General features: G+C 73.7%; 13 protein-coding genes and 1 pseudogene. 6 read left to right on the top strand and 8 right to left on the bottom strand.

Annotated elements, in window-relative coordinates:
• Nucleotides 1–16: 16 nt before the first annotated feature.
• The 6 genes from AC067N_RS30295 to AC067N_RS30270 form a co-directional block, all read right to left on the bottom strand.
• Complete coding sequence (locus AC067N_RS30295) at nucleotides 17–292, bottom strand: helix-turn-helix domain-containing protein (RefSeq protein ID WP_478682079.1); 276 nt, start codon at nucleotides 290–292, stop codon at nucleotides 17–19.
• Nucleotides 292–789, bottom strand: coding sequence for a DUF2975 domain-containing protein (locus AC067N_RS30290; protein ID WP_478682078.1), 498 nt, complete (start codon nucleotides 787–789; stop codon nucleotides 292–294). Before AC067N_RS30290 ends, AC067N_RS30295 begins: the two co-directional genes overlap by 1 nt.
• 94 nt (nucleotides 790–883) lie before the next feature.
• The gene (locus tag AC067N_RS30285; protein WP_478682077.1) at nucleotides 884–2,194 is read right to left on the bottom strand and encodes an MDR family MFS transporter; all 1,311 of its coding nucleotides are present in this window, start codon (nucleotides 2,192–2,194) and stop codon (nucleotides 884–886) included.
• Nucleotides 2,191–3,657 carry an ABC transporter permease subunit gene (locus AC067N_RS30280; protein ID WP_478682076.1) on the bottom strand — a complete coding sequence of 489 codons (1,467 nt, stop codon included), beginning with the start codon at nucleotides 3,655–3,657 and terminating at the stop codon, nucleotides 2,191–2,193. Before AC067N_RS30280 ends, AC067N_RS30285 begins: the two co-directional genes overlap by 4 nt.
• A gap of 299 nt (nucleotides 3,658–3,956) precedes the next feature.
• Nucleotides 3,957–5,486: an ABC transporter substrate-binding protein gene (locus AC067N_RS30275; protein ID WP_478682075.1), complete on the bottom strand. Its 1,530-nt coding sequence runs from the start codon at nucleotides 5,484–5,486 to the stop codon at nucleotides 3,957–3,959.
• A 107-nt stretch (nucleotides 5,487–5,593) separates the two neighbouring features.
• A complete protein-coding gene (locus tag AC067N_RS30270; RefSeq protein WP_478682074.1) occupies nucleotides 5,594–6,172 on the bottom strand; it encodes a GNAT family N-acetyltransferase in 579 nt (192 codons plus the stop codon).
• Nucleotides 6,173–6,367: 195 nt separating this feature from the next.
• On the opposite strand from AC067N_RS30270, the gene AC067N_RS30265 reads away from it, so the two are divergent.
• The 5 genes and pseudogenes from AC067N_RS30265 (at nucleotide 6,368) to AC067N_RS30245 (ending at nucleotide 8,848) form a co-directional block, all read left to right on the top strand.
• On the top strand, nucleotides 6,368–7,390 hold the full coding sequence (locus AC067N_RS30265) for a Ppx/GppA family phosphatase (RefSeq protein ID WP_478682073.1): 1,023 nt from the start codon (nucleotides 6,368–6,370) through the stop codon (nucleotides 7,388–7,390).
• Nucleotides 7,391–7,434: 44 nt separating this feature from the next.
• The gene (locus AC067N_RS30260; protein WP_478682072.1) at nucleotides 7,435–7,608 is read left to right on the top strand and encodes a hypothetical protein; all 174 of its coding nucleotides are present in this window, start codon (nucleotides 7,435–7,437) and stop codon (nucleotides 7,606–7,608) included.
• A 176-nt stretch (nucleotides 7,609–7,784) separates the two neighbouring features.
• Nucleotides 7,785–8,225 carry an anti-sigma factor antagonist gene (locus tag AC067N_RS30255; protein WP_478682071.1) on the top strand — a complete coding sequence of 147 codons (441 nt, stop codon included), beginning with the start codon at nucleotides 7,785–7,787 and terminating at the stop codon, nucleotides 8,223–8,225.
• Nucleotides 8,226–8,261: 36 nt separating this feature from the next.
• A pseudogene (locus tag AC067N_RS30250) lies at nucleotides 8,262–8,571 on the top strand (IS200/IS605 family accessory protein TnpB-related protein); the annotation flags it as partial.
• Between the two features lie 85 nt (nucleotides 8,572–8,656).
• Nucleotides 8,657–8,848, top strand: coding sequence for a hypothetical protein (locus tag AC067N_RS30245; protein ID WP_478682070.1), 192 nt, complete (start codon nucleotides 8,657–8,659; stop codon nucleotides 8,846–8,848).
• Between the two features lie 217 nt (nucleotides 8,849–9,065).
• Here AC067N_RS30245 and AC067N_RS30240 read toward each other — a convergent pair whose 3' ends face one another.
• Nucleotides 9,066–9,500 (bottom strand): protease inhibitor, encoded by a 435-nt coding sequence (locus tag AC067N_RS30240; RefSeq protein ID WP_478682069.1) that lies wholly within the window; start codon nucleotides 9,498–9,500, stop codon nucleotides 9,066–9,068.
• A gap of 472 nt (nucleotides 9,501–9,972) precedes the next feature.
• On the opposite strand from AC067N_RS30240, the gene AC067N_RS30235 reads away from it, so the two are divergent.
• The gene (locus AC067N_RS30235) at nucleotides 9,973–11,142 is read left to right on the top strand and encodes a lactate 2-monooxygenase (RefSeq protein ID WP_478682068.1); all 1,170 of its coding nucleotides are present in this window, start codon (nucleotides 9,973–9,975) and stop codon (nucleotides 11,140–11,142) included.
• Between the two features lie 65 nt (nucleotides 11,143–11,207).
• Here the strand turns inward: AC067N_RS30235 and AC067N_RS30230 are convergent, their stop codons facing one another.
• Nucleotides 11,208–12,638, bottom strand: coding sequence for a DUF2252 domain-containing protein (locus tag AC067N_RS30230; RefSeq protein WP_478682067.1), 1,431 nt, complete (start codon nucleotides 12,636–12,638; stop codon nucleotides 11,208–11,210).
• Nucleotides 12,639–12,660 lie beyond the last annotated feature (22 nt).

The following is a 12,660-nucleotide window of genomic DNA, read 5'->3' as shown; positions in this document are numbered from 1 at the left end:
GCGCGTCCGGCGCGCATCACCCTGCGGCGCCGGCCTCGACCGCGTCCGCCTCGACCGCACCCGCCTCGGCTGCTCCGTCCTCCGGCGGGCCGGGCTCCCAGCGGAGCAGGTCCCCCGGCTGGCATTCCAGCACCTCGCACAGGGCCTCCAGGGTGGTGAACCGCACCGCCCTGGCCCGGCCGTTCTTGAGCACGGCCAGGTTGGCGGGCGTGATCCCGACGCGTTCGGCGAGTTCACCCACGGACATCTTCCGCCTGGCGAGCATCACGTCGATGTCGACGGCGATCGGCATCAGATCACCTCGGCGAGTTCGGCCCGCATCCGAGCCGCCTCGATGTCGCGGGCGACGGCCTTGGCGAGGAGCAGTCGCAGGACGAGCACGATCAGCGCGACGCCCAGGACCGCCAGGGAGACCCCGCCCAGCAGCAGCACGACGCCCGGTGCCACCGCCTCACCCGGGGCGAGCACCACGCCGAGCGCGAACACCAGCGCCGAGGCCGCCACCATCGCGCCGATCACGCCGTGCACATAGCGGAAGGCCGCGTGGGAGAAGACCGTGTCGCGCCGGACCATCGTCACCAGCCGCCACACACAGACCAGTACCGCCTGGACGGTCACCACTCCCAGGACCACGATCACCAGCACCGGGGTACGCACCCGCGCCACGTCCGGGTCGAGATCGTCCAGATCGGCCGCCAGCAACGGCACCATCACCGTCTGCACCAGCACCGAACCCGCCAGCAGCACCGCGATCACCACGCGGAGCGCGAGCGTCGTCAGCTTTCCCATCACCCCTCCTTCTCTCGATGAGCGATGGAAATCTATCGATATTCGATACTCAAGGCAACAGCAGAGGCCCTGACCGCAGGCCGGCGGCGGGCCGTCAGGGCCGCCCGGCCGTCTCCCGGCGGCGGGGCAGGAGCATGATCGAGGCGACCGGGACCGCGGCCAGCGCCACCCAGGGCACGGCCGCGGGCAGCCGGGTGTCCATGAGGAACCCGGTGCCCGCACTGCCCAGCAGGACGATCAGACCGGAGACGGACGACATGGCCCCCGTGTAGAGCCCGAGCCGCCCCTCGACCGCGAGGTCCGGCACCCAGGCACGCGCCGCCGGAGCCACCAGCATCTGCCCCAGCGTCAGCAGCACCACGAACCCGGCGGCGGGCAACAGCCCCGCCATGCCCGTCCACGCGGCGGGCCGGGCCGCGGACACCACCACGAACCCGGCCGCGATCAGCAGCAGCCCCGCCGTCATCGACCGCCTCAGGTCCAGCCGGTCGGCCGCCCAGCGGGTCACCGGCAGCTGCGCGGTCACCACCAGCAGCGAGGACAGCCCGAACAGCCAGGCGAGCGCCGACTGCGACCCGGTCGCGCGCTCCACCTCGTCGGGGAGCAGGAGGTACAGCTGGTTGTAGGCCAGGAGATAGGCCCCGTAGGCGCCGCACAGGGCCAGGAAGCGGCGGTTGCGCAGCAGCCCGCCGAGGCCGCCCCGCACCTCGACCCGCTGCCGTCCGGGTATGTGCTGCGGCAGCAGCCGGGCGTGACCGGCGAGGACGAGGACGAAGACGCCGGCACCCGCGAGGCATACCACGCGGTAGTCGACCGCCAGCAGCAGTGCCCCGATGAGCGGGCCGACGAACGCCCCGGCCTGCCCCGCCACCGTGAACAGCGCGAGGACGGCGGTACGGGGCCCGGCGCCCGACGCCTCCCAGACCACGGCCTGCCGGGCGACCTCGGACTCGACGGCCGGCGAGAACAGCGCCGCCGCGAAGCCGGTCAGCAGCACCGCGCCGAGCACCGACCAGGCCGCGTCCGCGTAGCCGAGCCAGGCGAACCCGGCGATCCGCAGCACACAGCCCGTGAGGACGACGGGCCGCACGCCGTACCTGTCGGCGAGCGCCCCGCCCACCACGAACAGGCCCTGCTGGCTGAACGTCCGCAGCCCGAGGACGAAGCCGACCATCCAGCCGGCCATGCCGATCGCCGTGCCGAGGTGCTCGGCGAGGAAGGGCAGCACCGCGAAGAAACCGACGTTGAAGGCGAGCTGGGTGAGGATCAGCAACCGGAGCAGAGGGTTGAGCTGCGTCCAGACGCGGCGGCGCGAGGGCTTGGCGGGTCGTGGCGCGGGCACGTCACCCGCGTCGGTCACCCGCTCGGGGGCGGTCGGGCTCGGTTGTCGCCGGGGCTCGGTCATGCGGTCTCTCCTGCGGGGGTGGCGACGGCGGGCTCCGCCCGCCGTACGGCCTTGGCGTTCGGGCGGGGGAGGCGCACGCCGCCCGCCGCCGTGACGGCCAGCGCGCCGAACAGGGCGAGGGTGGCGGCGGGTGCGAGGACGGCCCAGGGGGCGCGTTCGGCGTACGGCTGGTTCTCGGCGAGGAGGAGTCCCCACTCGGGGCCGGGGGGCTGGGCACCGAGGCCCAGGAAGCCGAGGGAGGTCAGGGCGAGGGCCACGGCGGGCACCCGCAGCAGGGCGTGTCGGGTGACGGGCGGGAGGAGGGCCGGGAGGAGTTCGCGGCGCAGCAGATGGCCGCGGGTCGCGCCGAGGCCCCTGGTGGCGGCGATGTGGGTGGTGGCCCTCTCCTGTTCGAGCAGGGCGCTGGTGTGGGCGGCCAGTGGCACCCAGGCGACGGCGGCCACGGCGAGCGCCGGGGTGGCCGCTCCGCTCCCGGCGACGCCGGCGACGAGCAGGCCGGCGAGGACCGCCGGTATCGCGTTGACGGTTTCGACGAGCGGCCCGGACAGCCGCGGCAGCAGCCCGAGCAGCACACCGGTCACCAGTGCGGCCGCGCTGATCGCGACGGCCTGGGAGAGCGTGGTGAACGCCCCGTGTCCGACGCGCGCGAGGAGGTCACGGCCGAGTGCGTCGGTGCCCAACGGATGTGCCCAGGAAGGGGGTCGGAGCCGGGCGCCGGTGTCGAGGGCGAGCGGGTCGCGGGTCAGCCCGAGGGCGACGGCGCCCAGCAGGGCGGTACCGAGGAGGAGGGGCGCGACGCGGGGCTCGGGGGGCCTCGGGCCGTGCAGGGAGGTCAGGGCGCCGTCACGCAGGGCGGGGCCGACGAGGAGTCGGGCGGCGAGCCGGGCGAGACCGCCGGCGAGGGCGGCCAGCGCCAGGAGGGCGAGGGTGCCGGCCTGGAGGACGGGGAGGTCCTGGGCGATGGCGGCCTGGAGGGTGGTGCGGCCGAGCCCAGGTATGTCGAAGATCTGCTCGACGGCGACGGCGCCGCCCGTGAGACCGACCACGAACAGGCCGGCGTTCGGCAGGAGTCCGGGCAGACAGCGGCGTACGGCCTGGCGGGCCACCCTCCGCCCGGGTATGCCGCGCGCGGCGGCGGCCAGGGCCCAGGGCTCCGCGAAGGCGGCCGGCAGCAGGTCGTCGAGCATCCGACCGAGCACGGCGCCGGCGGGCAGACCTAGGGCGAGGGCGGGCAGCACCATCCACCGCGGCCCGTACCAGCCGAGCGCGGGCAGCCAGCCGAGGTGCACCCCGACCACCGCCGCGAGAACCGAGCCGGTGAGGAACTCGGGCAGCGCGGCCAGTACCGCCGCCCCGCCGCCCGCGCTCCGGCGGTCGTCGAGGCGTCGGCCCGCCCCCAGCCGCAGGCTGCGGGCGCACACCGCCCCGGCCGTGAGGAGCGCGACCACGAGAGCGGCGGCCATCAGCAGCAGGGAGACGCCGAGGGCTTGGACGACGGCGGGGGTGACCTCGGCGCCGGAGATCCACGACCGTCCCGCGTCACCGTGCGCCAGCCCGCCGAACCACTCCCCCAGCAGCTTCGACGGGCCCGCGTCGAGCCCCAGTTGGTCGCGTACGGCGGCCAGGGCGTCCGGTGTCGGGTCGCGTTCGGCGGAGCGCGCCTTGAGGACGGTGAGCGCCGGGTCGGTGTGCGACAGCCACGGCAGCAGGCCGATGCCGCAGAGGAGGGCGGCGGCGAGCAGGGCACGCCAGAGTGTCCGTCTCAGGGCCGGGTCCCCGTTCCTATGAGGGTCCGCTCGTACGGGTCGAGGATCACGCCCCGTACGGAGGTCCGGACGCCGGTGATGATCCGCTGGTGCACGAGGGGGACGATGGCGTCGGTGGTGAGGACCGCGGCCTCGGCGTTCAGCGCCGCCTGCCGCCGCTCGTCGGTGCCGGACTCCTTCTGGGCGTCCGCGACGGCCCGGTCGACCTTCTTGTCGCACAGCAGCGCGAGGTTGTAGCCGCCGTCGCAGGTGAAGTCGCCGGCGAGGATGGAGACGGGATCGCCGGTGTCGAGCAGGGAGTTGCGGGTGCCGACGAACGCGTCGAACTTCCCGGCGAGGGCGTCGCTCTCCAGCCGTGAGTACTCGCGCACCTCCAGCTTCACCTCGAACCCGGCCTTCCGGAGCTGCTGTTGCAGCACCTGGGCGACCTCGGGCAGTTCGGGCCGGTTGTCGTAGGTGGCGACGGTGATCGGGGTGCCCGCGGGGTCGGCCGCCCTGGCCCGTGCGGCGGGCTCGACGCTCCCCCGGCCTTCGGCCGGGGGGATCCCCATCGCGCTTCGCGTGCCTGCGGCCCAGGTCACGGCGGGTCCGAAGATACCGACGCCGGGGTCGGCGTGCCCCTCGTACACGTCCTTGGCGAGGACGGAGCCGTCGACGGCCTCGCGGGCGGCGGCGCGGAGCCTCGGGTCCTGGAACGCGCCCTTCTCGGTGTTGAGGAGGAGGCTGGTGGTGCGGGTGGTGGCCGTCTCGTGGCGGGTGCCCCGGTCGAGGGTGGCTGCCTGCGACACGGGGACGGCCTCCGCCACGTCGACCTGTCCGGTGCGCAGGGCGTTGGTGCGGGCGGTGCCGTCGGCGATGAAGCGGGCGTCGATGCCGGATGCCTGGGCGCGGCCGGCCCAGTGGTCGTCGTAGCGGTCCAGGGTGGCGGCGGTGGTACCGGTGACCCGGGTGATCTCGAACGGGCCGGTGCCCGTGCCCACGGGGTTCACGCGCCGGCCGGCGTAGGCCTTGGCGGAGAGGATCGCGAGGCCCGGGCTGGACAGGCGCAGCGGCAGGGCGGGGTCCGGGTCCGCGGTGGTGATGCGGACCCGGCGGTCGCCGCTCTTCCTCGCGGTGAGCGTGACGCCGGAGAGCGCGGCGGTGACGGGCCGGGCCTCGGTGGCGTGGGTGAGGGCGGCGGCGACTGCGGCGGGAGTGACGTCGGTGCCGTCCTGGAAGGTGGCTTCGCGCAAGGTGAAGAGCCAGTTCCGGTCGTTCTCGCGCGTCCAGGACTCGGCGAGGGCGGGCGCCGGGGCGCCGTTGGCGTCCAGCGCGGTCAGCCCCTCGGTGACACCGAGGCGGCTGAGGAGGGTGGCGTCGGCGCCGTACGGGGAGAGGTTCTCGGCGGGCGGGAACGCGAGGGCGACACGCAGCCGGGAGCCGTCGGCGGAGTCGCCCCTGGACGGATCGCCTCCGGAGGCGAAGCAACCGGTCAGAGCAGGGGCGAGGAGCAGTCCGGCGATGACGCGGCGGCGGGGGGAGCGCATGGTCCTTGGTTCTCCGGGGGGGGCGGGGACGGCCGGGGTAAGGGCGGCCATGGGGAGCGGGCACGGGGTCGACGGGGAGCGGCGGACAGCCGGTAGGGCAGCCGTCTTCATCCGGTGGGCCGGGCGGCCCCGCCGACGGGCCCGCCGGGGACGCGGCGCGCGGGCAGCGGGAGCTCGAAGTGCACCACCCGCTCACCGGTCTCCACTCGTTCGTCGCACACCACGTCACCCTGTGAGCGCCAGAAGTCCTCGGCGCCGGGTACCGCGGGATCGGTGTGCAGATAGACGGAGCGATAGCCGCCGTCGGCCGCCGCGAAGTCCAGCAGTGCCGCGACCAGCCTCCGGGCGAGGCCGCGCCGCCGGTGCTCGGGGCGCACATAGACCCGGCGGAGCTGGGCGGTCCCGCCGGACGGGTAACGCTCGGCCAGACGGCCCGGGTTGGGCGGATGCGCGGGGCCCCGGGAGTCCAGTGCGCCGGTGGCGACGACCGCCCCGTCCTGCCCGTCGACCGCCACCAGCAGAGTGTGCCGGGCGGGCAGGACGTACGCGCCGTGGAGGTCGATGATGTCGCCGTGCCAACGCGGCACGTACCCCGTGCCGAAGTCGCGGTAGACGGTGTCGAGCATCACCGCGCGAGCACGGTCGAGGTCGCCGGGGCCCGCCGGCCTGATGTCGTAATCCTGCACCTGCACATCATATGCAATAAGACCGATCCTCTTGGTCGGGGTGGCCGGGCGCCGGATGCGGCGGGCTCTGCGCGGACGGTCGTCGGCGGACGGGGTGGTGCAGCGGGGGCGCCCCGGCGGCCGGTACACGACTGTTCGCCACCGGCCGCCGTTCCCGGTACGCGTGCCGCGGCGGGGCGCGGGTACTCCGGGGTCATGCGGATGAGCGTGGTGGATGTGGGATCGAACGCCGTACGGCTCGTGGTGGCGGACACCGAGGGCGGAGTGCCGCTGCCGGTGCACACCGCCAAGTGGCGGCTGCGGATGTCGGAACAGGTGCCGCCGGGAGGGGACGTCCCCGGCGAGGCCGTACGACGGCTGTCGGAAGCGGTCGCGGCGGCGGCGCGCACAGCGGAACGCTGGGGCGCCTCGGCCCCGTTGGCCTTCGCTACGGCCGTGGTGCGCTCCGCGCCGAACTGCCGCGAGGTCCTGCGCACCGTACGCGAGGAGACCGGCGTACGACTGTGCACGCTGCCCGGCGAGGTGGAGGCGGAGTTGACCTTCCTCGGGGCGCGGCGGTGGATGGGCTGGCGGTCGGGGCCGCTGGCGCTGCTCGACATCGGGGGCGGCTCCCTGGAGGTCGCGTTCGGGCGGGGGCGGCTGCCGGACTTCGTGGCGTCGCTGCCGCTGGGCGCGGGCCGGCTGACCCATGAGTTCTTCGACGGCCAGGACCCGCCGACACCCGAGAGCGTGAAGGCGCTGCGCCGCAAGGTCCGCCATCAACTCCGGGACGTCGCCGCACGGATCCGGTGGGAAGGGCCGCGCACCGCCGTGGCCACTTCCCGCACCTTCCAGCAGCTGGCCAGGCTGTGCGGGGCCTCGCCGGGCCGGCACGGGCCCTTCGTGGAGCGGGAGTTGCACCGGGCGGACCTGGCGCGCGCGATCGACCGTCTCGCCGCGCTCCCCGCGGCGGAGCGGTCCACGCTCCCGGGCATCTCCGCACCGCGCGCGGCGCAGAGCCTGGCCGGAGCGGTGGTCGGGCACACCACCATGAAGCTCACCGACCTCAGGACGGTGACCGTCTGCCCGTGGGCGATCCGCGAGGGAGTGTTCTTACGACACATCGAGGACGGCCCGGCCTGGTGGGCGGAGGTCACCCACGACGACGTGAAGCCCGCCGCCCCGCTGCCGAGTCCGGCCGGCGCGGTCCCCCTGCGGATCGCGACACCGGCCGGCTGATGCCACAGGGAAGGAGAAGGAACCCATGACCCGTCACGACGAGCGTGCGTCCGGCGACCGGCGACCGGCCCGAGACGGCCCTGGAGGAGGTCCTGCACGAGGCCGAGGAGGCCGTCACCCGCGTCACCGAGTCCGCCCGCCGGCGCCGCCGCCGGGGCGAGGCCGGAGAGGCGATCACGCCCGACGAACGGGCACAGGAGCAGTCGCGCCACGACTGACGTCCACGGGATCGGTGACGAGGCACGGGGCCGGGCAACGGACCGCCCGGCCCCCGCTCGTGCGCGTTCCCGGGAAGGAGAGCCCCCTGTCCGCGAGAGCCATGGCGAAAGGCCCGCACCTGAAACGGGAGTTCATTGTTCCGAATGCCGGGGTCGAGGACGAAGGTGGAACCGCCATGCCTCCGGACGCCGACGCACGGTCCACCGGCCGCCGCGAGGACACGGCCGGCGGACCGGGGCTCGCGGAGCCCAACGCACATGCCCGCAGCCGTCGGGCCGGCCCGTACACCGTGATCGAGGCGTCCGGGGAGATCGACGTGGCGTCCGCGGCCTTCCTGGCCGAGCATCTGACGGCCGCCGTCGGTGGTGACGGCAGGCCGGACGTCCTGGTGGACCTGCGCCCGGTGGTCTTCCTCGACTGCTCGGCGCTGCGGGTGCTGTGCCGGGCGGAGGCCACGGCCAGAGCGCGCGGCGGCCGGCTGCGCCTCGTCTCCGACCGGCCCCGTGTCCACCGCCTGCTCCGCGCCGCACGGCTGCTCGGCCGCTTCCCACCGCTCCCGGAACTCCCTCTCGCCCCTCCCCCACACCAACGGCGAGGTCCCGGTGAGGGGTTGTGAACTGCTCAGGGTTGACTGCGCACAAGCACGTTCCACCGCCACGACGCGGCCGCCGTGGCGATCGGCAGGCGCACCCTCGGGCATCCGGTACGGCGACGGACGGCACCGCCCCCACACGACCGGAGCGATCGTGCGGGGCATCGGACCGTCCAGGCCCCACCGGGCGTCCCGGGAACGCGAGGGACCCCGCCCCCGCGTTCCCGGACCACGAACACGATCCGTGCCGCCCGGACGCGGAGCGAAAGCGGGCGACCAGGACACCCAACACCGTTCGGGGCGTCCGGCTGAGCTCGAGTCCTGGCAACAGGACTCACTCCCGCTCAGTATTCAGGAACGGTCGGGATGAAACGATTGATGGACCCGGGGCAGGTGTACACCGTCGCGGCCGCACCGGTACGGAATCCGAGCCACACAGAAGTGGAGACGCGGAAGTGAAGTTCCTTCTCGAGGTCGACCTGGACAGTACGGGCTGGGACGAGGGCACCACCGTCCAGGAGCTGGAGCGCATCCTGCGGTACTGGGGCGGCAACCTCCGGCACTGCGAGTTGGCACCGGGAGACGGGCAGGCCCTGTACGACTCCGGGCACCGGGAGGTGGGCCGCTGGGCCGTCACCTCCGAGTGACCGGCCGCCCCCGGTCCGGACGGGCGGCTGATCCCGGCCGGACGCCCGGCCGATCCCGGCCCGAACAAGATGCCGGGGGCCGGCCGGCAGCCCCACTCTGCCTGGCCGACCCCCGGATGGGATCGCGTGGCGCACCACGACAGGGCTCGCACTCCCCAGTTACGGGCCCTCGCTCATCACTCGCGGAACCACACGACCCCGGTCTCGGGATCCCCTTCTAGAAGGAGAACAGGGCCGTCGTCGCGGAGTTCTTCACGCACTCGTTGGAGAAGACTCGCTCGTACGCGACGCGCTTGCCCTGCCAGACGCCCTGGACGGTGACGACCACGGGGTCGTACTGCTTGGTGCAGAACGCCCCGGTCGTACCGCTGAGGGCGTCGAAGTCACCGTCGCTCGCCCGGAGTTCGGCACAGGCCTCGACGACGGCCGGGTGGGTTCCGGACGGGCGCGGCGCGCAGGTCAGGGTGACCGCGCGCTCAGGGGTGGCGGCCGCCGCGTACTCGCCGTGGCCCGTGGTCAGGACCAGGGCGGACGGCGCGTACAACCCGGTTGTCCCGGGTTGTGGGGCGGCCAGCGCAGAGCCCGCGAAGGGGCCGCAGACGGCGGTGGCCGTCAGGGTGAGAGTCGCTGCCCATCGCGCGGTTTTCGGCATTGTGTGCATCCTTCCGCTCTTGAAGTGCCGGACGTTTCGTCTCACCTGTCACGTGGACGAAGCCCGTCCGTTCGGTGCCGGTTCGGCGAGCGCGAGTCTGCCGGGTCCGGGACCGGAACACACATCGACCCCACAGGTTTCAGTAACTTTGAGTGTTGAAGTAGTGGCGCGAAGTCACGGAATTCGAACATGCAAACCCCGATTCTGAGCGGTTCTTGATCGTCCGGTGATCATGGATGGCTGGATCTCCACGGCTCGGCAATCGGCCTGAAACATTCCGCTTGCCCCCGTGACGAACCCCGGTGTGACCCCTGTGAGACCCCTGCGAGACCCCTGACGTTCATGTCGGGGGAGCACGGGGCCGGGGTGGAGTCGCCGTGTCGTGGCCGCGTGGTGGACGGCGGCGGGTCGAACTCGTCAGGATCGTCGGCGGGACGGCACCTGCTCGACGACGAGAGGCGGGACGCGGCGCATGGCGAAGCACTGGGCGGATTTCCAGTACGAGATCTATCTGAAAGGTATGAAGGGGGCCGTGCCCCGGCTGCCCACCGACCTCACCCGGCTGGAGGAACTCGCCGAACACCGGCTCGGTGCCGGCCCCGTCGGTTATGTCGCGGGCAGCGCGGGCGACGGCGGCACCGCCCGCGCCAACCGTGCCGCCCTGGACCGCCACCGGATCGTGCCGCGGCTGCTGCGGGACGTGCGGGAACGGGACCTGACCGTCGAGGTGCTGGGCCGCACCCTGCCCGCGCCTCTGGCCCTCGCCCCGGTCGGCGTGCTGTCGATCGTGCACCCGGACGCGGAGTCCGCCGCCGCCGGGGCCGCCGCCGCCCAGGGTGTGCCGTACATCCTGTCCTCGGCCTCCAGCACACCCATGGAGCAGGTCGCGGAGGTGATGGGCGACGCGGAACGCTGGTTCCAGCTGTACTGGGCGAAGGACCGCGAGGTCACCCGGAGCTTCCTCGGGCGGGCGGGGGCCGCCGGGTTCACGGTGCTCGTCGTCACCCTCGACACACCGATGCTCGGCTGGCGGCCACGGGACCTGGAGCGCGCTTATCTGCCGTTCCTGCACGGCGTGGGCACCGCCAACTACTTCTCCGACCCCGCGTTCCGGGCGGGTCTCGCCAAGCCGGTCCACGAGGACCCCGACGCGGCCGTGCTGCACTTCGTGGGCATGTTCGGCGATCCGGGCAAGACCTGGCCGGACCTGGCGTTCCTGAGGGAGCACTGGGACGGGCCGATCGTCCTCAAGGGCGTCCTGCACCCCGACGACGCCCGGCTCGCCGCCGATGCCGGGATGGACGGTGTGGTCGTGTCCAACCACGGCGGCCGTCAGGTGGCCGGCTGCGTCGGCGCCGCGGACGCCCTGCCGGGGGTCGCCGAGGCGGTCGGGGACCGGCTGACCGTGCTGTTCGACAGCGGTGTGCGCACCGGCGACGACGTCTTCAAGGCGCTCGCGCTCGGCGCCCGCGCCGTCCTCGTCGGCCGTCCCTATGTATACGGTCTCGCCCTCGACGGACGGACCGGCGTCGAGCACGTGATCCGTTGCCTGCTGGCCGAGTTCGACCTGACCCTCGCCCTCTCGGGACACCGGACCCCCGGCACGATCGGCAGGGACTCCCTGGCCACCGCCACGGCGTGACCGCAGGCCGGCTGCCGGCCGCCGGCGCATCCGGCGGTTGGGGCGGCCCACCGTCGGCCCCGCGATCAGGCCGCCGGCAGTTCCTCGGCCGGGAGCCGGCCGGCGCGTACGGCGTCGTTCAGCGCCTTGTGGTCACGCTCGTTCTGGTCGGCGTAGGTCTCCGCGAAGGTGGCGAGGGCCCGTTCGAACGACTCACCGCCCCCCAGGTACGCGGCGATGGCGATCCGGTCGCCGGACCGGGCGTGCGCACGGGCCAGGGTGACCCCGCACAGCTGGCCGAACGCCCGCATGTCCTTGGGCCGCATCCGCTCCGGCACCGCGATTCCCTTCCAGTCGCGGAGCTGGCGGACGTAGAAGTCGCGCTGCCTGCCGTCGAACCCGTCCACCCGTTCCCAGCCGAGGAAGATGTCGCTGGTGGCCTGCATCAGCCGCTGGCCCGAGACCACCCGTTCGCCCTGGTTGCTGTATTTGCTCGCGCCGACGTGCGGGGCGAGCACGGAGGTGCCGGCCTCCTTGGCCTGGAGGAAGAGCGGGTCGCGACCGTCCCTGCCGAGCAGGAGGAAGATCCAGCACCGGGTGCCCACACTGCCCACGCCGACGACCTTTCGGGCGACGTCGGCGAGCCGGTAGTCCTCCAGGAGCGTGCGCCGGTCGGACGGCAGGGTCCTGCCGTACCGCTCCAGGAGACCGCGGAACTGGCGTTCGAGGCCGGTGCGCTCGATGTCCGGCAGCAGATCGGCGACCGGGACGAGCAGCGGGGGGTCCGCGGCGATCCTGGGCCGGCCGTCGACCGTCTCCGTGAGCTTGTCGAACGCCTGGAGGCTGTCGCGGGTGCGGGCCTTCGCCAGCGCCCGGGCCACATTGCGCTGACCGCGCTTGTGGAGCCGGCCCGCGGCCAGGGCTTCGAGGAGGTCCGCGCCGATCTTCGCGTACCAGACGTCGAGGTTTCCCGTCCGCGCGAAGCGGTTCATCGACTCGCGGTACGAGCGGACCGTGGCCCGCACGACACGGGCTCGCTCGGCGTCGTCGAACCCGTTCGCCCGGCCCGCGATGACGAGACTGGCCGACAGCCGCTTGACGTCCCACTCCCAGGGGCCCGGCAGTGTCTCGTCGAAGTCGTTGATGTCGAACATCAACTGTCTCTCCGGCGAGGCCAGCAGCCGGAAGTTCAACATGTGCGCGTCCCCGCACAGTTGGGCCGTGAGGCCCGAACTCGGGCTGCCGGCCAGGTCGGAGGCCATGATCGCGGCGGCGCCCCGGTAGAAGCGGAACGGGGACTCCATCATCCGGCCGTAGCGGATGGGGACGAGTTCGGGCACCCGTGCCGCGGACTGCGCCTCCAGGATGGACAGCGGGTCCGGCCGGCCGGGGGACGGCTTGTACACGGCGTGGCCCGACCGCGGCGAGCGGCGGCGCGCCGCCTTGCCGAGGGCCGCGCGTTCCTCGGGCGTGGCGTGGGGTGCCGCACGCATCGCCGTGGTCGCCTTCTGGGACATCGGGGCCCCTCCTGCCTGTGGT

Source organism: Streptomyces sp. NPDC042364, from assembly GCF_056437585.1.
The sequence above is the reverse complement of the archived record's forward strand: the minus strand, read 5'-3'. Positions and strand labels throughout refer to the sequence as shown.

What these genes read in the sequence shown, in the direction of transcription:
- AC067N_RS30280 (WP_478682076.1), bottom strand. Translation starts at nt 3,657, where the DNA reads ATGGCCGCCGCTCTCGTGGTCGCGCTCCTCACGGCCGGGGCGGTGTGC.
- AC067N_RS30235 (WP_478682068.1), top strand. Translation starts at nt 9,973, where the DNA reads ATGGCGAAGCACTGGGCGGATTTCCAGTACGAGATCTATCTGAAAGGT.
- AC067N_RS30240 (WP_478682069.1), bottom strand. Translation starts at nt 9,500, where the DNA reads ATGCCGAAAACCGCGCGATGGGCAGCGACTCTCACCCTGACGGCCACC.
- AC067N_RS30265 (WP_478682073.1), top strand. Translation starts at nt 6,368, where the DNA reads ATGCGGATGAGCGTGGTGGATGTGGGATCGAACGCCGTACGGCTCGTG.
- AC067N_RS30275 (WP_478682075.1), bottom strand. Translation starts at nt 5,486, where the DNA reads ATGCGCTCCCCCCGCCGCCGCGTCATCGCCGGACTGCTCCTCGCCCCT.
- AC067N_RS30295 (WP_478682079.1), bottom strand. Translation starts at nt 292, where the DNA reads ATGCCGATCGCCGTCGACATCGACGTGATGCTCGCCAGGCGGAAGATG.
- AC067N_RS30285 (WP_478682077.1), bottom strand. Translation starts at nt 2,194, where the DNA reads ATGACCGAGCCCCGGCGACAACCGAGCCCGACCGCCCCCGAGCGGGTG.
- AC067N_RS30255 (WP_478682071.1), top strand. Translation starts at nt 7,785, where the DNA reads ATGCCTCCGGACGCCGACGCACGGTCCACCGGCCGCCGCGAGGACACG.
- AC067N_RS30230 (WP_478682067.1), bottom strand. Translation starts at nt 12,638, where the DNA reads ATGTCCCAGAAGGCGACCACGGCGATGCGTGCGGCACCCCACGCCACG.
- AC067N_RS30290 (WP_478682078.1), bottom strand. Translation starts at nt 789, where the DNA reads ATGGGAAAGCTGACGACGCTCGCGCTCCGCGTGGTGATCGCGGTGCTG.